Origin of the sequence: Streptomyces sp. NPDC127117 (genome assembly GCF_042677325.1) — a bacterium.
Lineage (GTDB): Bacteria > Actinomycetota > Actinomycetes > Streptomycetales > Streptomycetaceae > Streptomyces.
In genome coordinates, this window is sequence record NZ_JBHXTM010000009.1 from 12,756 (window position 1) to 30,355 (window position 17,600).

Below are 17,600 nucleotides of genomic sequence, written 5' to 3' on the forward strand. Positions count from 1 at the left end.
AGTCCGGCCGGACACCCTGTGGGTGCCCGGCCGGTGAACTTCTAGATTTCGCCCCGGAGTTTTGCCAGCGCCTCGGCGAGAATGGCCTCGCCGTCCGCGTCGCTGCGCCGCTCGCGTACGTACGCGAGATGCGTCTTGTACGGCTCGGTGCGCGGCGGGTCCGGCGGGCTGTCCCGGTCCTGACCGGCCGGGAAGCCGCAGCGCGGGCAGTCCCAGGTCTCCGGTACCTGTGCGTCACTGGCGAAGCTCGGCTGCGTCTCGTGCCCGTTCGAGCACCAGAAGGAGATGCGGAGACGCGGCGCGGACTCGCCGCGCTCGGCCTCCCCCATCGGCCCCGCTCCGACCCGGCTTCCCCGGATCGCGTTGCCACTTGCCACGGTCGTAACTCCCTGCGTGATGGTGCTCGAAGATGCCCCAGTCTACGTAAGGCCCAACGCGCGTCCAGTGAAAGGAGTTACACCGTCACCGGGAATCGCGTACGACGGGTCAGTTGTCCAGCTTGATCAGCAGACCAAGCACCACGATGCACGCGAACCATGCCAGACCGACGACCACGGTGATCCGGTCGAGGTTGCGCTCGGCGACCGAGGAGCCACCGACCGACGACTGCATGCCGCCACCGAACATGTCGGAGAGGCCGCCGCCCTTTCCCTTGTGCATCAGCACCAGCAGCATCAGCAGCAGGCTGAAGACGATCAGGGCGATCTCGAACGCCAAAATCACGGCTGGTCCCTACTTTCCGGAATTCCTCTGGACTGCATGTGCTGACAACGGGGGCCGGGAGGCTACACCCTCCGCGGCCCCCGCAAGGGTACGACGGATCCGCGCTACCGCATACTCACTGGTCGCGGAAGCGGACGATCTTGACGAACTCGTCGGCGTCCAGCGCGGCGCCGCCGACCAGCGCGCCGTCCACGTCGGGCTTCGCCATGATCGCGGCGACGTTGCCGGACTTCACCGAGCCGCCGTACTGGATGCGGACGCCGTCGGCCAGCTCCTGCGAGTACAGCTCGGCCAGCCGGCCGCGGATCGCACCGCAGACCTCCTGCGCGTCCTCGGGGGTGGCGACCTCGCCGGTGCCGATGGCCCAGACCGGCTCGTACGCGATCACGATGGACTCGGCCTGCTCGGCCGGGACGTCCTTCAGACCGCCGTCGAGCTGCGCGAGGGTGTAGGAGACCTGGTCACCGGCCTTGCGGACGTCCAGGCCCTCGCCGACGCAGAGGATCGGGGTCAGGCCGTGCTTGTACGCGGCCTTCACCTTGGCGTTGCAGATCTCGTCGGTCTCACCGTGGTACTGACGGCGCTCGCTGTGGCCGACGGCGACGTAGGTGCAGCGCAGCTTGGTCAGCATCGGGCCGGAGATCTCACCGGTGTACGCGCCGGAGTCGTGCGCCGAGATGTCCTGGGCACCGTACTTGATCTTCAGCTTGTCGCCCTCGACCAGGGTCTGCACGGAGCGCAGGTCGGTGAAGGGCGGCAGGACGGCGACCTCGACGGCGTCGTAGTCCTTGTCGGTCAGCGCGAAGCCGAGCTTCTGGGTGTGTGCGATGGCCTCAAGGTGGTTGAGGTTCATCTTCCAGTTGCCCGCCATCAGCGGGGTGCGAGTGGTCATGAAAGGTCAGTCCTCCAGTGCGGCGAGGCCGGGAAGCGTCTTGCCCTCAAGGTATTCGAGGCTGGCACCGCCACCGGTCGAGATGTGTCCGAATGCGTTCTCGTCGAAGCCCAAGGTGCGGACGGCCGCGGCGGAGTCGCCACCGCCGACGACACTGAAGCCCGAGGAGTCGACGAGGGCCTGGGCGACGGCCCGGGTGCCCTCGGCGTAGTCGGGGTGCTCGAAGACGCCCATCGGGCCGTTCCAGAAGACCGTGGTGGCGTCGGCGAGCTTCGATGCGTACAGCTTGTTGGTCTCGGGGCCGTTGTCCAGGCCCATGAAACCGGCCGGCATGGCGTCCGCGGGCACGGTGCGGTGCTCGGTCGGGGCCTTGGTCCCGAGGTCCGGGAACTGCTCGGAGACCACGACGTCGACGGGGAGCACGAACTCCACGCCCTTGGCCTCGGCCCGCTTGAGGTACTCCAGCACCGCCGGGATCTGGTCCTCCTGGAGCAGCGAGCTGCCGACCTCGTGGCCCTGGGCCTTGAGGAAGGTGTACGCCATGCCGCCGCCGATCAGGATGCGGTCGGCGCGCTCCAGGAGGTGGTCGATGACACCGAGCTTGTCGGAGACCTTGGAGCCGCCGAGCACCACGGCGTAGGGACGCTCGACGTTCTCGGTGAGCTTCTTCAGGACGCCGACCTCGGTGGCGATCAGGTCACCGGCGGCGTGCGGCAGCCGGGCCGGGAGGTCGAAGACCGAGGCGTGCTTGCGGTGCACCGCTCCGAAGCCGTCGCCGACGTACAGATCGGCGAGCTCGGCAAGCCGGTCGGCGAACGCGCCGCGCTCGGCGTCGTCCTTGGACGTCTCGCCGGGGTTGAAGCGGAGGTTCTCCAGGACGGCGACCTGACCGTCGCCGAGCCCGGCGACCGTGGCGCGGGCGGACTCGCCGACGGTGTCGGTCGCGAACGCCACGTCGGCGCCGATGAGTTCACCGAGGCGGGCGGCGGCGGGCGCCAGGGAGAAGGCGGGGTCCGGAGCGCCCTTGGGGCGGCCCAGGTGCGAGGCGACGATGACCCGTGCGCCGGCCGCGACGAGCTTCTCCACGGTCGGCTGGACGGCGCGGATCCGGCCGTCGTCGGTGATGGTGGTGCCGCTGAGCGGCACGTTGAGGTCGGCGCGGACGAATACGCGCTTGCCGGTGACCCCTTCGGCGATCAGTTCGTCAATCGTCTTCATCTTGCTGGACTCCTTGGAGGGCGGGAGAGCATGCGACGGGGCCCGAACGGCGCGGCGTTGCGCTGTTCGAGCCCCGTGCTCACAACTTGGGTCTTTCGTTCGGATCAGGCCGGATCAGGGAGCGTGCGTGCAGGGCCCCGCGACCCAGGCATGATCCGAACGACAGGCCCTGGGTGCCTGCCGGTTCGACGGTCAGAGCTGGTTGCCGACGAAGACGGTCAGGTCGACGAGGCGGTTGGAGTAACCCCACTCGTTGTCGTACCAGCCGAGGATCTTCACCGACTTGCCCTCCTGAACCATGGTCAGGGAGGAGTCGAAGGTGCAGGACGCCGGGTCGCCGACGATGTCCGACGACACGATCGGGTCCTCGGTGTAGTACAGGATGCCCTTGAGGTCGCCGTCGTCGGCGGCCTTCTTGAACGCGGCGTTGACCTCGTCCTTGGTGACCTCGCGCTGGAGCTCGACGACCAGGTCGGTGGCCGAGCCGGTCGGGACGGGGACGCGCATGGCGATGCCGTCCAGCTTGCCCTTCAGCTGCGGGAGCACCAGGGCGGTGGCCTTGGCGGCACCGGTGGTGGTCGGGATGATGTTCTCGGCGGCGGCGCGGGCGCGACGCAGGTCCGAGTGCGGGAAGTCCAGGATGCGCTGGTCGTTCGTGTACGCGTGGACCGTCGTCATCAGGCCCTTGACGATGCCGAAGTTCTCGTCCAGAACCTTCGCCATCGGCGCGACACAGTTGGTCGTGCAGGACGCGTTGGAGATGACGTGGTGGTTGGCCGCGTCGTACTTGTCCTGGTTGACGCCCATCACGATGGTGATGTCCTCGCCCTTGGCCGGAGCCGAGATGAGGACCTTCTTGGCGCCGCCGGCGATGTGCTTCTCGGCGTCGGCCTTCTTCGTGAAGATGCCGGTCGACTCGATGACGATGTCGACGCCCAGCTCACCCCAGGGGATGTCGGCCGGGTTGCGCTCGGAGAGCACCTTGATCGTGTGACCATCGACGGTGATGGTATCGGCGGTGTGGCTGACCTCTGCCTTCAGACGACCCAGAATGGTGTCGTACTTCAGCAGGTGGGCCGTGGTCGCGGTGTCACCCAGGTCGTTGACAGCCACGATCTCGATGTCCGCACCCTGCTCCAGCAGCGCGCGGAAGTAGTTACGACCGATGCGGCCAAAGCCGTTGATGCCTACGCGGATCGTCACGAACCGATCTCCTCGTTAGGTACGCGGGGCTTACACCCCGGCGAGTTGTATGAGATGTCCCCGACCGCCTCCGACCCTACCTCTCCGAGGGCCCCGGGGTGACATCGAGCGGGGCCGCAGGAACCGCCGAGGCCCGTACTCCCCGGTAGGAGTACGGGCCTCCGGACACCCGGCCGTACACGCAGCGCCGATCACGGAGCGTCAACCCCCGGGAGGGGGCGGCGAGTCCGGAATCCGGCCGGATACGACGGCCGTCGGGGGTCAGCCCACCAGGCCGTCGGCGAGCTCCTCGCTGAGGGTGGATTCGGTGCCGGGGATACCCAGATCCTGGGCCCGCTTGTCGGCCATCGCCAGCAGACGGCGGATGCGGCCGGCGACCGCGTCCTTGGTCAGCGGCGGGTCGGCGAGCGCGCCCAGCTCCTCCAGGGACGCCTGCTTGTGTTCCATGCGCAGCCGTCCGGCGGCCGCGAGGTGCTCGGGCACCTCCTCGCCCAGGATCTCCAGCGCGCGGCCCACCCGGGCGCCCGCGGCGACCGCGGCCCGCGCGGAGCGGCGCAGGTTGGCGTCGTCGAAGTTGGCGAGCCGGTTGGCCGTGGCGCGGACCTCGCGGCGCATCCGCCGCTCCTCCCAGGCCAGCACCGACTCATGGGCGCCCAGCCGGGTGAGCAGTGCGCCGATCGCGTCGCCGTCGCGGACGACGACCCGGTCCACCCCGCGCACCTCGCGGGCCTTGGCCGCGATGGAGAGCCTGCGGGCCGCGCCGACCAGCGCGAGCGCCGCCTCCGGGCCCGGGCAGGTCACCTCCAGTGAGGAGGAGCGGCCGGGCTCGGTGAGCGAACCGTGCGCGAGGAACGCCCCGCGCCAGGCCGCCTCGGCGTCGCAGGTGGCCCCCGAGACCACCTGCGGGGGCAGCCCGCGGATGGGGCGGCCGCGGCCGTCCACCAGGCCGGTCTGGCGGGCCAGCTGGTCGCCGCCCGCAACCACCCGTACGACGTAGCGGGAGCTGCGCCGCAGACCGCCGGGCGCCATCACGATCAGCTCCGAGCTGTGCCCGAAGATTTCGAGAATGTCCCGCTTCAGCCGGCGCGCCGCCATCGCGGTGTCCAGCTCCGCCTCGATCACAATCCGGCCGCTCACCAGGTGCAGCCCACCCGCGAACCGAAGAATCGCCGAGACTTCTGCCTTCCTGCAGCAGGTCCGGGTCACGGGAAGCCGAGAGATTTCGTCCTTCACCGCGGGCGTCATCGCCATGGGCCGATCCTTCCATGCATCCGAAAAATACGGTCGTACGCGGCGGCCAACAGCTCCGGATCATGGATCGGAACGCCGTCGGGTGAGGCCACCGGCGCCAGCTCGACCGCGGCGCCGAGCCGCTTGGCGGCATCGGCGAGGGACTCACGATCGGGCACAGCGGCTTCGTCGGCCAGCACCACGTCCAGGGCGAGTTTAGGGGCGTGTCGTCCCAAAACCTCCAAATGACGCTGCGGGGAGAAGCCATCAGTTTCACCGGGTTGCGGTGCGAGGTTGAGCGAGAGGACCTTGCGGGCCTTGGTCTCGACGAGTGCGTCGAGCAGTTCGGGGACGAGCAGGTGCGGGATCACGGAGGAGAACCAGGACCCCGGACCGAGCACCACCCAGTCGGCGTCGAGGACCGCGGCGACGGCCTCGGGGACGGCGGGCGGGTCGTGCGGGACGAGGTGCACGGACTGCACCTCACCGGGGGTGAGCGCCACGGTGGCCTGTCCGCGCACGGTGTCCACGTCGTCCGGGCGGGCCGGGTCGTGGCCCCGCACGAGCGCCTGGAGCTCCAGCGGCACGGCGGACATGGGGAGCACCCGGCCGTGCGCCCCGAGGAGCTTGCCGACCAGGTCGAGCGCCTGGACATGGTCGCCGAGCTGCTCCCAGAGGGCGACGATCAGCAGATTGCCGACCGCATGCTCGTGCAGATCACCCTTGGACTGGAAGCGGTGCTGGATCACCCGGGCCCAGGTCTGGCCCCAGTCGTCGTCACCGCACAGGGCGGCGAGCGCCTTGCGCAGGTCGCCGGGCGGCAGCACGCCGAGCTCCTCGCGGAGCCGGCCGCTGGAGCCGCCGTCGTCGGCGACGGTGACCACGGCGGTGAGATCGCCGGTGATCCGGCGGAGCGCCGCGAGCGAGGCGGACAGACCCATGCCGCCGCCGAGCGCGACGACCTTGGGCTGCGCGCCGCGCTTGCGGCCGGACAGCCCGGAGCCGGACAGCGCGGAGGTGGCTCTGCGCAGCCGCCGCAGGCGCAGGTTGCGGCTGGTCACTCGCGCCCCATGTCCCGGTGGACGAGGACGGTCTCGATGCCTTCGGTCGCGAGCCGGGCCGCCAGCTTCTCGGACATGGCGACCGAGCGGTGCTTGCCGCCGGTGCAGCCGACGGCGATGGTCACGTAGCGCTTGCCCTCGCGGCGGTATCCGGCGGCGATGAGCTGGAGCAGCTCGGTGTACTGGTTGAGGAATTCCTTGGCACCCGGCTGGTCGAAGACGTACGCGGAGACCTCCTCGTTGAGACCGGTGAACGGGCGCAGCTCGGGAACCCAGTGCGGGTTGGGCAGGAAGCGGCAGTCGACCACCAGGTCGGCGTCGACCGGCAGGCCGTACTTGAAGCCGAACGACATCACCGTGGCGCGCAGCTCCGGCTCCTCGTCGCCGGCGAACTGGGCGTCCATCTTGGCACGCAGTTCGTGCACGTTGAGGCTGGAGGTGTCGATCACCAGGTCCGCGTCGCCGCGCAGCTCGCGCAGCAGGTCGCGCTCGGCCGCGATGCCGTCGACGATCCGGCCGTCGCCCTGGAGCGGGTGCGGGCGGCGGACCGATTCGAAGCGGCGGACGAGGGCGTCGTCGGAGGACTCCAGGAAGACGATCCGCCGGGTGACGTGCTTGGCCTCCAGGTCGGCGAGGGACTCGCGGAGATTGTCGAAGAAGCGGCGCCCCCGGACGTCGACGACGACGGCGATCCGTGCCACGTTGCCCTGCGAGCGGGCGCCGAGCTCCACCATGGTGGGGATCAGCGCGGGCGGCAGGTTGTCGACGACGAACCAGCCGAGGTCCTCCAGACACTTGGCCGCCGTGCTGCGCCCGGCGCCCGACATCCCCGAGATGATCACCAGCTCGGGGATGGTCGCGGTCCCGTCGCCCGTCTCGTTCGTGGTGGCCGTACTCACTTGTGCTGCTCCGTCTGTTCGGTCGGTGCCGTCGTGCCCGGCTTCGTGCCCGCGCCCGACTTCTTGCTCGTTCTCACGCTCGGTCATGTCGTGCTGCCCCCGTCGTCCTCTTCAATGATCTCTCCTGTCGCCGTGTTCACGGCGGGCGTGGCCGGGGCGGCCGACGCGAGGGCGACAGCCACTGATTCCGCCGTTCTGCGGCCTATCCCCGGAACCTCGCAGATCTCGTCGATTGTCGCCTGCTTCAGCTTCTTCACGGAGCCGAAATGCTTGATCAACGCCTGTTTCCGGGTTTCGCCGAGACCGGCGACGGCGTCCAGGGGGCTGGAACGGATCCGTTTGGCCCGCTTGGCGCGCTGGTACGTGATCGCGAAGCGGTGGGCCTCGTCACGGACGCGCTGGAGGAGGTAGAGGCCCTCGCTGGACCGGGGCAGGACGACGGGGTCGTCGTCATCGGGCAGCCAGACCTCTTCGAGGCGCTTGGCGAGGCCGCAGACGGCGATGTCGTCGATCCCCAGCTCGTCGAGGGCGCGCTTGGCGGCGGCGACCTGCGGCTGACCGCCGTCGACCACGACGAGCTGCGGCGGATAGGCGAACCGCTTGGGACGCCCGTCGTCCTCACGGGGCTCGGCGTCCGGGTCGGGAGCTGTGGTGCCGGGGGCGGGGGCGGTGGTGGCGTCCTGCGGTGCCGGGACGGATCCGGTCGGGGCGGGGGTCTCCTCCCACTCCCCCGTACGTTCCTTCTCCTGGAGGTACCGCTTGAAGCGGCGGCCGATCACCTCGTGCATCGAGCGGACGTCGTCCTGGCCCTCGAAGCCCTTGATCTGGAAGCGGCGGTACTCGCTCTTGCGGGCGAGGCCGTCCTCGAAGACGACCATGGACGCGACCACGTCGTCGCCCTGGAGGTGCGAGATGTCGAAGCACTCGATGCGCAGCGGGGCGGTGTCGAGGCCGAGCGCCCCCGCGATCTCCTCCAGCGCGCGGGAGCGGGTGGTCAGGTCGGAGGCGCGCTTGGTCTTGTGCAGCCCCAGGGCCTGCAGGGCGTTGCGCTGGACCGTCGCCATCAGGTCCTTCTTGTCGCCGCGCTGCGGGATGCGCAGGCTGACCTGGGAGCCCCGGCGGTCGGCGAGCCACTGGGAGACCGCGTCCGGGTCCTCGGGCAGGGCCGGGACGAGGACCTCCTTGGGGACCGAGTCGCCCGTCTCCTCGCCGTACAGCTGCTGGAGGGCGTGCTCCACCAGGCCCGAGGTGTCGACGTTCTCGACCTTGTCGGTGACCCAGCCGCGCTGGCCGCGCACCCGGCCGCCGCGCACGTGGAAGATCTGGACGGCGGCTTCGAGCTCGTCCTCGGCGACCGCGATCAGGTCGGCGTCGGTGGCGTCGGCGAGCACGACGGCGCTCTTCTCCATGGCCCGCTTGAGGGCCTCCACGTCGTCGCGGAGCCGGGCCGCCCGCTCGTACTCCATCTCCTCGGCCGCCGCCATCATGTCCTTCTCCAGGCGGCGGATGTACGTACCGGTCCGGCCGGCCATGAAGTCGCAGAAGTCGTCGGCCAGTTCGCGGTGTTCCTCGGGGGTGACGCGGCCGACGCAGGGGGCCGAGCACTTGCCGATGTAGCCGAGGAGGCAGGGACGGCCGGTCCTGGCGGCGTTCTTGAAGACGCCCGCGGAGCATGTGCGCACCGGGAAGACCCGGAGCATCAGGTCGACCGTCTCGCGGATCGCCCAGGCGTGCCCGTACGGACCGAAGTAGCGCACGCCCTTCTTCTTGGCTCCGCGCATCACCTGGACGCGGGGGAACTCCTCGTTCAGCGTGACCGCGAGGTACGGATAGCTCTTGTCGTCGCGGTACTTGACGTTGAACCGGGGGTCGAACTCCTTGATCCAGGAATACTCCAGCTGGAGGGCCTCGACCTCCGTGGAGACGACCGTCCATTCCACCGAGGCGGCCGTGGTGACCATCGTGCGCGTACGCGGGTGGAGCGCGGCCAGGTCCTGGAAGTAGTTGGCCAGGCGCTGGCGCAGGTTCTTGGCCTTTCCGACGTAGATCACCCGGCGGTGTTCGTCGCGGAATTTGTAGACCCCCGGGGAGTCGGGGATCTGTCCCGGCTTGGGGCGGTAGCTGGAGGGGTCTGCCATGTGTCCCACCCTACTTGCGGGCAGTGACAGTGCGGCCGCCCGGAAGTGGTGCCGTGCTCCGGGGCGCGGATCGCGGGAGCGCGCCCCGGAGCACGGGTCAGCGGGTGCCGCCGCCGGTCACGGGCTCTCCCGGCGGCGACGGTTGCGCAGGACGGTGAGACCGCTGAGGGCGAGCACGACGAGGGCGCCCGCCCCGGCGGCGGTCGAGGTGGCGGTCAGTGCCGTGCCGGACGCGGTGCTCGCGGCGACCGTCCGGGGCTCGGGGGCGGGTGCGGCGGCGGGCGGGGCGTAGCCGCCCGCCTTGCCGGAGCGGGCGTATCCGGAGCCGGGGAGCTTGTCGCCGTAGGCGGCGCGTACCCGGGCGCGGTAGGCGGCGAGTGTGGTGCCGCGGGCGCCGACCGCGCGGACCGCGTCCCGGTCCAGCGGGAGCACCTTCGTCCCCTTCTGGACGAACCAGGCGTCGGTCTGCGGCTCGCGGAAGACCGTCCCGCCGGGGAGCTTGCGGGTGCCCGCGGCCGCGTACCTCGTCTCGTCGTCGCCGCTGGCGATGTTCACCACCTGCCAGCCTCCGTCCTTCCCTTCCTTCGGAAGGGTCCACAAGGAGGCCCTCCGGCCGTCCGAGGAGACGGCCGTGGTGGCGAGGTAGTCCAGCCTGGCGACGGGCGCTCCCGGCTTCCCGGCCACGAAGTCCGGATCGAGGGTGTTCACGGGGACGGCCGCGCCCTGGATGCGCGGTGCGGCCGCCGACCTGGTGACCGTGCCCTCGCGGGCGAAGAACCGGGCCAGGGTGTCCAGGGTCGTGGGTTCGGTGGCCGCGTGCCGGGCGGCCGCCAGGGCTGCCGGGCCGGCGGTGGGTCCGGTGGCGGCGGCCGCCCCGGGAGCGGCGACGGTCAACAGCGCGGCGCCGGTCAGGATGCCGGTGGCGGCCAGGGAGGCGGCCGCGGTGCGGGCGGTGCGTGGGTGGCGGGCGGTGTGTGCCGTGCGTGCGGTGCTGGAGATCATGCCGTCACGCCCCGATCCGGTAGAGCGAGTGGGTCCAGGAGAACTCGTTGTTGTTCACGTACCAGTCGTGCGAGGCCCAGTTGTAGCGGTTGTTGGAGGGCCAGGGATCGCCCCAGTAGACCCAGCTTTCGGAGTCGTCGTAGCCGTACAGGACGTGCATGTGTCCGCCGCCGGACGACCACTGGATGCGGGTCTCGACGGGGCGGCCGGCGGCGATCTCGGCCTGGACGGTGGGGTAGCGCAGCCAGCCGGTGACGTATGAACCGGGGTTGATGCCGGCCCAGTACAGACCGTCCTGGACATTGCCCAGCGTGGCCTGCGAGTTGGGGCACTCGTAGCCCTGCGCGCGGCCGAAGGCGGCGTTGCAGAACTGGTTCTGCGAGTAGTTGCGGCCGAACCAGGTGGCGATGGTGTTGCCGGACGCCGCCCAGCACCAGTTGGTCTTCTGCTGGGCCTGCATGGTGATGTTCAGCCGCTGGGTCGCGGCGACACCACCGGTGGCCGAACCGGTCGCGGCCCCGGCCCGTGCGGGCGCCGGGGCCGGGGCCGCCGAGGCGGTTGCCGTCGGTACGGCGAGGAGCACGGCGGCCAGCGCGGCCAGGGCCGGGAGCCGTCCCGTTCGGATTCTTCGGATACGCATGACGTTCCTCCCGAGGCGGGGGGTGTGGGATCACAGGAGCGCGTCCGGACGCTGTCCGAGGAGCATCAACCGTTGTCGGGGACGGGTCAACACGCTTCAATGCGGGGAAACATCGCGGTGTGAACGGCGTGGCGGATACGTGAACGGCCGTGCCCCGGCCACCTGCGGCACCGCCCCCGCCGACGCGGTCCCCCCGACCCGCGTCGTGAACGTTCACCTGGAGGACCTCATGCGGCACACCGAGGCCGAGCTGGCACAGGTGCTGCACACCGGCCCGTTCCATCTGGCGCTGCGCACCGCGCTCGCGGTGCGCGGGCTGCCGCTCCAGCGGGTGCAGCACCATCTCGCGCACCGCGGGGTCAAGGTCGGGGTGACGAGCCTGAGTTACTGGCAGCAGGGGGCCAGGCGCCCGCAGCGCGCCGAGTCCCTGCGGGCCGTGAAGGCGCTGGAGGAGGTGCTGGAGCTACCGGGGAACTCTCTGCTCCGGTTACTCGGAAGCGGGAGCACCCGCCTGGAGGCCGACCGTCCGGCCGCGCGTTCGTACCGTTCTCTGATGGAGTCGTCCGGCGCCGTGGAGCGGCTGCTCGCGGCCATGGGGTCGCCGGTGGACGGCGGGCTGCACACGGTGGGGCATCACGAGCGGGTGCGGATCGGTCCCGGCCGGGAGCTGCGGCAGCGCGAGTCGCAGCATGTGGTGCGTGCCCACCGGGACGACATCGACCGCTATCTCGCCGTCCACCGGGGCGATCCGGGCTGCGATCCGGAGCGGGTGACGGTGACGGCCGGGGAGAACTGCCGGACGGGGCGGGTCCGCTGGGACCGCGGTACGGGGGTGGTCGTCGCCGAACTGCTCTTCGACACCCGGCTGAGGGCGGGTGACACCTACCTCTTCGGCTACGGCTTCGACGACGGCACGGGCGGGCCGAGCGGCGAGTACGTGCGGGGGTTCAGCTTCGGCGGCGGGCAGTACGTGCTCCAGGTGGCCTTCGACGAGGCCGCGCTGCCGGTACGGTGCCGGCGCTTCGCCCAGGTCTCGGCGGGGGCGCCGCGCGGCGCCCGCACGGACCTCACGCTGACCGGCCGGCACCGGACCGTTCACCTGGTGGAGCAGGGGGTACGGCCCGGTCTGGTCGGCATCGACTGGGACTGGGAGTGAGTCCGTGCCCGGCCGGTGCCTCGCCGGCCGGTGTCAGGCGTCGGGGCCCGCGACCAGCCGGCCGCCCTCGACCCTGACCGGGACCGCGGGCAGCGGCGCGGTCGCCGGGCCGCGCATCGCCTTGCCGGTCGTCGTGTCGAAGTGGCTGCCGTGGCAGGGACACGTACCCACGTTGTCCTCGACCTTGTCCAGCAGGCAGCCCGCGTGGGTGCACTGGGCACTGAACGCCTTGTACTGGCCCTTGGCCGGGCAGTTCACGATGACCCGCTCGTTGCGGAAGAGCTTGGATCCGCCGACCGGAATGTCGTCCGGCGCGCCGAGCTCGACGGGGGCGGTCGGTGTCGGCGTCTCGGCGTGGCCGAGCTTCGATTCGGTCGAGCAGGCGGCCACTCCCAGCCCGGCGGCGCCGGCGAGAGCGGCGCCCTTCAGCACGGTACGGCGGGCGGCGGGCTGGCCGGACATGCGGTCTCCACTGGTCAAAGGGGCGGATGGGCACCGGACACGACCGAAGCACCGCGAGTACCAGCAGTACCGCGGGCATCGGCGCCATCGGTGACAGAACCGACGATACCGGCGGAGACGGACGGCCCTGCGACCGGGCCGCCCGAGGCCGGTCGTCCCTGGTCAGCGGCTCGGCCGCGGAGAAGGAACAGGGGCGGCGGCCCCGGGGTCCGGGAGCCGCCGCCCTGTTCTTCCGGTGGCGTCGGGCGTGGTTCCGCCCGGGGCGTCAGGCCTTGCGCGTGCGGGTCGCCTTCTTCGCCGCGGTCTTCTTCGCCGCGGCCGTCCTGGCGGCCCCGGCGCCCTTGGCCGTGGCGGACTTCGCGGTTCCGTCCGTGCCCGTACGGGCCGTGGCCGTCTTCCTGGCCGGGGCCGATTTCGCGGCGACCGCCCTCTTCGCGGCCGCCTTCCGCACCGGCTTGCGAGCCGCGGGCACCGCGGCCTCGCTCACCCGCTCCGGGTCCAGGATGCCCTGGAGGAACTTGCCGGTGTGGCTGGCCGGAACCCCGGCGACCTGCTCCGGAGTGCCCTCGGCGATGACCAGGCCCCCGCCGCTGCCGCCTTCGGGGCCCATGTCGATGACCCAGTCCGCGGTCTTGATCACATCGAGGTTGTGCTCGATGACGATCACCGAGTTGCCCTTGTCGACCAGCCCGGAGAGCACCTTGATGAGCTTGCTGATGTCCTCGAAGTGCAGACCCGTGGTCGGCTCGTCCAGGACGTAGACCGTGCGGCCGGTGGAGCGCTTCTGGAGCTCGCTGGCGAGCTTCACGCGCTGCGCCTCACCGCCGGAGAGGGTCGGCGCGGACTGGCCGAGCCGCACATATCCGAGACCCACCTCGTTGAGCGTGCGCAGGTGGCGGGCGATCGTCGGGACGGCCTCGAAGAACTCCAGGCCCTCCTCGATCGGCATGTCCAGCACCTCGGCGATGGACTTGCCCTTGTAGTGGACCTCCAGGGTCTCCCGGTTGTAGCGCGCTCCGTGGCAGACCTCGCACGGGACGTACACGTCCGGCAGGAAGTTCATCTCGATCTTGATGGTGCCGTCGCCGGAGCAGTTCTCGCAGCGGCCGCCCTTGACGTTGAAGGAGAAGCGGCCCGGCAGATAGCCGCGCACCTTCGCCTCCATCGTCTCCGCGAACAGCTTGCGGACATGGTCGAAGACGCCGGTGTACGTGGCGGGGTTGGACCGGGGGGTGCGGCCGATGGGCGACTGGTCGACGTGCACGACCTTGTCGACCAGGTCGTCGCCGTCGACCCGGGTGTGCCGGCCGGGGACCGACTTGGCGCCGTTCAGCTCTCGCGCCAGGTGGGTGTAGAGGATGTCGTTGACCAGCGTCGACTTGCCCGAACCCGAGACGCCCGTGACGGCCGTGAGCAGGCCGAGCGGGAAGGAGACGTCGATGTCCTGGAGGTTGTTCTCCCGGGCGCCGTGCACCGTGAGCCTGCGCTGCGGGTCGACGGGGCGCCGGATGTCCGGCATCGGGATCTGCTTCTTGCCGGTCAGATACTGACCGGTGATCGACTCCCCGTTGGCCAGCAGCTCCTTGAGCGATCCGGAGTGGACCACCTTGCCGCCGTGCTCACCGGCGCCGGGGCCGATGTCGACGACCCAGTCGGCGACCTTGATGGTGTCCTCGTCGTGCTCGACGACGATGAGCGTGTTGCCCATGTCACGGAGCCGGACCAGGGTCTCGATCAGCCGGTGGTTGTCCCGCTGGTGCAGGCCGATGGACGGCTCGTCCAGCACGTACAGCACGCCGACCAGGCCGGAGCCGATCTGGGTGGCGAGCCGGATGCGCTGGGCCTCGCCGCCGGACAGGGTGCCGGCCGCGCGGTTGAGCGAGAGGTAGTCGAGGCCGACGTCGACGAGGAACTTCAGCCGCTCGTTGACCTCCTTCAGCACCCGTTCGGCGATCTTCTTGTCACGGGCGTTCAGCTTCATCCGGCCGAGGAACTCTGCGCACTCACTGATCGACATCGCGGCGACCTGGGCGATGGACTTCTCCATCACCGTCACCGCGAGGACGATCGGCTTGAGCCTGGTGCCCTCACAGGTCGGGCAGGGCACCTCGCGCATGTAGCCCTCGAAGCGCTCCCGGCTGGAGTCGCTCTCGGCGTCGGAGTGCCGCCGCTTGACGAACTGCACCGCACCTTCGAAGGCGGGCGTGGTGTACGCGCGCTCCCGCCCGTAGCGGTTGCGGTAGCGCACCTCGGTCTGGATCTTGTGGCCGTGGAGCAGGGCCTTCTTGGCGCGCTGCGGCAGCCCGGCCCAGGGGATGTCCGTACGGAATCCGAGGGCGTCGGCGAGGGCGCTGATCTGCCGGCCGAAGTACTCCTTGGTGTGGCCGTGCGACCAGGGGTGGATCGCGCCCTCGTCGAGCGACTTCTCCTCGTCGGGGACGATCAGCTCCGGATCGACCTCCATCCGCGTACCGATGCCCGTGCAGTCGGGGCAGGCGCCGAAGGGCGAGTTGAAGGAGAAGGAGCGCGGTTCCAGCTCCTCGAAGGAGAGGTCGTCGTACGGGCAGTAGAGGTGCTCGGAGTACATCCGCTCACGCTCGGGATCGTCCTCGGGGAGGTCGACGAAGTCGAGCACGACCATGCCGCCGGAGAGCCCGAGCGCGGTCTCGACCGAGTCGGTCAGCCGGCGCTTGGCACTGTCCTTCACCGTGAGGCGGTCGATGACCACCTCGATGGTGTGCTTCTCCTGCTTCTTCAGCTTGGGCGGCTCGGAGAGCTGGATGGTCTCGCCGTCGACCCGGGCCCTGCTGTAGCCCTTGGTCTGCAGATCGGCGAAGAGGTCGACGAACTCGCCCTTGCGCTCGCGCACCAGCGGCGAGAGCACCTGGAACCGGCTGCCCTCGGGCAGGCCGAGCACCTTGTCGACGATCGCCTGCGGCGACTGGCGCGAGATGGGCCGGCGGCACTCGGGGCAGTGCGGCTTGCCGATCCGGGCGAAGAGCAGCCGGAGGTAGTCGTAGACCTCGGTGATCGTGCCGACCGTCGAGCGCGGGTTGCGCGAGGTCGACTTCTGGTCGATGGAGACAGCGGGCGAGAGGCCCTCGATGAAGTCGACGTCCGGCTTGTCCATCTGGCCGAGGAACTGGCGGGCGTACGAGGAGAGGGACTCCACGTAGCGTCGCTGGCCCTCGGCGAAAATCGTGTCGAACGCGAGGGACGACTTACCCGACCCGGAGAGCCCGGTGAAGACGATGAGGGAGTCGCGCGGGAGGTCGAGCGAGACGTTCTTGAGGTTGTGCTCGCGAGCGCCACGGACGATGAGACGGTCGGCCACGCCGGTCCGCACCTTTCTGGAGAGAAGTGGGGGAACTGAGCCCCTGTCCCAGGGTATGGGGGGCGCCACAGCGGTGTACGAAGCTTTCGACTCCGAGCGTATAGCACGCACATTCGATTTACGGACGGCCATGGACTCCTTCACCCGAATGAGTGGCGGGGCTAGGCTCAGCCCCATGATTGATCATGCGCGCGACCTGGACGCCGTACGTGAAGCAACCGATCGACTGCTCAGCGCCACCGGAAAATTGGACGCCGCCGGGCTCGCCCTGCCGTCGCGATTGCCGGGCTGGAGCCGGGGCCATGTCATTGCGCACCTCTCCCGTAACGCCGATGCGCTCGTAAATGTTCTCCAGGGCCACCCCATGTACGCAGACAGCGAAACCCGCGACCGCGACATCGAGCGCGACGCCCCCCGGCCGCCGGCCGAACAGCTGGCCGACCTGGCCGGGAGCGCGGCCCGCTTCGAGGAAGCCGCCGCAGTCCCGGCCGACTGGTCCCGTACGGTCACCCTGCGCAACGGTGTGACCGACTCCGCCTCCCGGATCCCGTTCCGCCGCCGGGTCGAGGTCGAGCTGCACCACGTGGACCTGGGGGTCGGGTACGAGCTGGAGGACCTGCCGGAGGAGTTCGTGGTCCGCGAGATCGACTTCCTCGCGGAGCGGTTCGACGGGCACCCCGATGTCGTGGCCACGAGGATGACCCACGACGGGGGCCCGGTCCGGACGACCGGCGGCGGCGCGGAGGGCGGCCCGGTCACGGTCCGCGGCACGGCACCCGAGCTGCTGGGCTGGCTCTGCGGGCGCCGTGACGGCTCGGCGCTGACCGTCGAAGGCGGCCCGCTTCCCGCACTGCCCCCGCTATAGGCTGAGACGTATGACGTACAGCGGAGCGGTCAAGGTCGGCGGACCTGCGGATGTGCACGAGTTGACGGATCTGATGATCTCCAAGGTCGCCGTCGGCCCGATGAACAACAACGCCTATCTGCTGCGCTGCCGGGCCACCGGCGAGCAGCTCCTGATCGACGCGGCCGCCGAGGCCGGGACGCTGCTGCGGCTGATCGGTGGCGACGGCATCGCGTCCGTCGTCACCACCCACCGGCACGGCGACCACTGGCAGGCGCTCGGCGAGGTGGTGGCGGCCACCGGAGCGCGCACCTACGCGGGGCGGTACGACGCCGAGGGCATCCCGGTCCCGACCGATGTGCTGGTCGACGACAACGGCACCATCGAGGTCGGCCGGGTCGTCCTGACCGCCCGGCACCTCGTCGGTCACACCCCGGGCTCCATCGCGCTGGTCTACGACGACCCGCACGGCGCCCCGCACCTGTTCACCGGGGACTGCCTCTTCCCGGGCGGCGTCGGCAATACGCACAAGGACCCCGAGGCCTTCGCGAGCCTGCTCCACGACGTGGAGACCAAGCTCTTCGACCGGCTGCCCGACGAGACCTGGGTCTACCCGGGCCACGGCCACGACACCACGCTCGGCGACGAGCGTCCGCAGCTGCCGCAGTGGCGCGCCCGCGGCTGGTAGCAGCGGGCCGCACTCCCCCGTACAACACCGGCCGGGGGGGGGGCCGGGGGGGGGGGGGCCCCCCCCCCCCCCCGCCGGGGCCGGGGCGGCGGCCCCCCCGCCGGGCCCCC

At 70.6% G+C, this 17,600-nt stretch carries 16 protein-coding genes; 3 read left to right on the forward strand and 13 right to left on the reverse strand.

Annotated elements, in window-relative coordinates; all coding sequences use genetic code 11:
- Positions 1–41 precede the first annotated feature (41 nt).
- The 11 genes from ACFVH0_RS10625 to ACFVH0_RS10675 all read right to left on the reverse strand — a co-directional run bounded on the left by ACFVH0_RS10625 (position 42) and on the right by ACFVH0_RS10675 (position 11,006).
- Positions 42–377, reverse strand: a complete 336-nt coding sequence (locus ACFVH0_RS10625; protein WP_072483070.1) for an RNA polymerase-binding protein RbpA — start codon at positions 375–377, stop codon at positions 42–44.
- A gap of 109 nt (positions 378–486) precedes the next feature.
- Positions 487–723 carry a preprotein translocase subunit SecG gene (gene secG, locus ACFVH0_RS10630; RefSeq protein WP_093539669.1) on the reverse strand — a complete coding sequence of 79 codons (237 nt, stop codon included), beginning with the start codon at positions 721–723 and terminating at the stop codon, positions 487–489.
- Between the two features lie 115 nt (positions 724–838).
- Positions 839–1,615, reverse strand: coding sequence for a triose-phosphate isomerase (tpiA, locus tag ACFVH0_RS10635; protein ID WP_385819215.1), 777 nt, complete (start codon positions 1,613–1,615; stop codon positions 839–841).
- Between the two features lie 6 nt (positions 1,616–1,621).
- Positions 1,622–2,833 carry a phosphoglycerate kinase gene (locus ACFVH0_RS10640; RefSeq protein ID WP_385819216.1) on the reverse strand — a complete coding sequence of 404 codons (1,212 nt, stop codon included), beginning with the start codon at positions 2,831–2,833 and terminating at the stop codon, positions 1,622–1,624.
- Positions 2,834–3,025: 192 nt separating this feature from the next.
- Positions 3,026–4,036: a type I glyceraldehyde-3-phosphate dehydrogenase gene (gene gap, locus ACFVH0_RS10645; RefSeq protein WP_124718312.1), complete on the reverse strand. Its 1,011-nt coding sequence runs from the start codon at positions 4,034–4,036 to the stop codon at positions 3,026–3,028.
- Between the two features lie 261 nt (positions 4,037–4,297).
- Complete coding sequence (gene whiA, locus ACFVH0_RS10650) at positions 4,298–5,287, reverse strand: DNA-binding protein WhiA (protein WP_124718311.1); 990 nt, start codon at positions 5,285–5,287, stop codon at positions 4,298–4,300.
- Positions 5,278–6,327, reverse strand: a complete 1,050-nt coding sequence (gene yvcK, locus ACFVH0_RS10655) for a uridine diphosphate-N-acetylglucosamine-binding protein YvcK (protein WP_385819217.1) — start codon at positions 6,325–6,327, stop codon at positions 5,278–5,280. The genes whiA and yvcK overlap by 10 nt, the downstream gene beginning before the upstream one ends.
- Positions 6,324–7,313: an RNase adapter RapZ gene (gene rapZ, locus ACFVH0_RS10660; protein ID WP_385819218.1), complete on the reverse strand. Its 990-nt coding sequence runs from the start codon at positions 7,311–7,313 to the stop codon at positions 6,324–6,326. Before rapZ ends, yvcK begins: the two co-directional genes overlap by 4 nt.
- Positions 7,310–9,364, reverse strand: a complete 2,055-nt coding sequence (gene uvrC / locus ACFVH0_RS10665; RefSeq protein ID WP_385819219.1) for an excinuclease ABC subunit UvrC — start codon at positions 9,362–9,364, stop codon at positions 7,310–7,312. Before uvrC ends, rapZ begins: the two co-directional genes overlap by 4 nt.
- A 117-nt stretch (positions 9,365–9,481) precedes the next feature.
- Complete coding sequence (locus tag ACFVH0_RS10670) at positions 9,482–10,366, reverse strand: hypothetical protein (protein ID WP_385819220.1); 885 nt, start codon at positions 10,364–10,366, stop codon at positions 9,482–9,484.
- A gap of 4 nt (positions 10,367–10,370) precedes the next feature.
- Positions 10,371–11,006, reverse strand: a complete 636-nt coding sequence (locus tag ACFVH0_RS10675) for a papain-like cysteine protease family protein (protein ID WP_385819221.1) — start codon at positions 11,004–11,006, stop codon at positions 10,371–10,373.
- A 229-nt stretch (positions 11,007–11,235) separates the two neighbouring features.
- Between ACFVH0_RS10675 and ACFVH0_RS10680 the strand changes: the two genes are divergently transcribed.
- Positions 11,236–12,162, forward strand: a complete 927-nt coding sequence (locus ACFVH0_RS10680) for a hypothetical protein (protein WP_385819222.1) — start codon at positions 11,236–11,238, stop codon at positions 12,160–12,162.
- 33 nt (positions 12,163–12,195) lie between these two features.
- Here ACFVH0_RS10680 and ACFVH0_RS10685 read toward each other — a convergent pair whose 3' ends face one another.
- Together ACFVH0_RS10685 and uvrA are read right to left on the reverse strand one after the other, a co-directional pair.
- Positions 12,196–12,624 (reverse strand): Rieske (2Fe-2S) protein, encoded by a 429-nt coding sequence (locus tag ACFVH0_RS10685; protein ID WP_124718304.1) that lies wholly within the window; start codon positions 12,622–12,624, stop codon positions 12,196–12,198.
- A 265-nt stretch (positions 12,625–12,889) separates the two neighbouring features.
- A complete protein-coding gene (gene uvrA, locus ACFVH0_RS10690; RefSeq protein WP_385819223.1) occupies positions 12,890–15,958 on the reverse strand; it encodes an excinuclease ABC subunit UvrA in 3,069 nt (1,022 codons plus the stop codon).
- A 175-nt stretch (positions 15,959–16,133) separates the two neighbouring features.
- Here uvrA and ACFVH0_RS10695 point away from each other — a divergent pair, with 175 nt between their 5' ends.
- Entirely contained in the window at positions 16,134–16,823 is a 690-nt protein-coding gene (locus tag ACFVH0_RS10695) for a maleylpyruvate isomerase family mycothiol-dependent enzyme (RefSeq protein WP_385819224.1), read from the forward strand.
- Positions 16,824–16,833: 10 nt separating this feature from the next.
- Positions 16,834–17,490, forward strand: coding sequence for an MBL fold metallo-hydrolase (locus ACFVH0_RS10700; protein WP_385819225.1), 657 nt, complete (start codon positions 16,834–16,836; stop codon positions 17,488–17,490).
- The last annotated feature ends 110 nt before the right edge of the window (positions 17,491–17,600 follow it).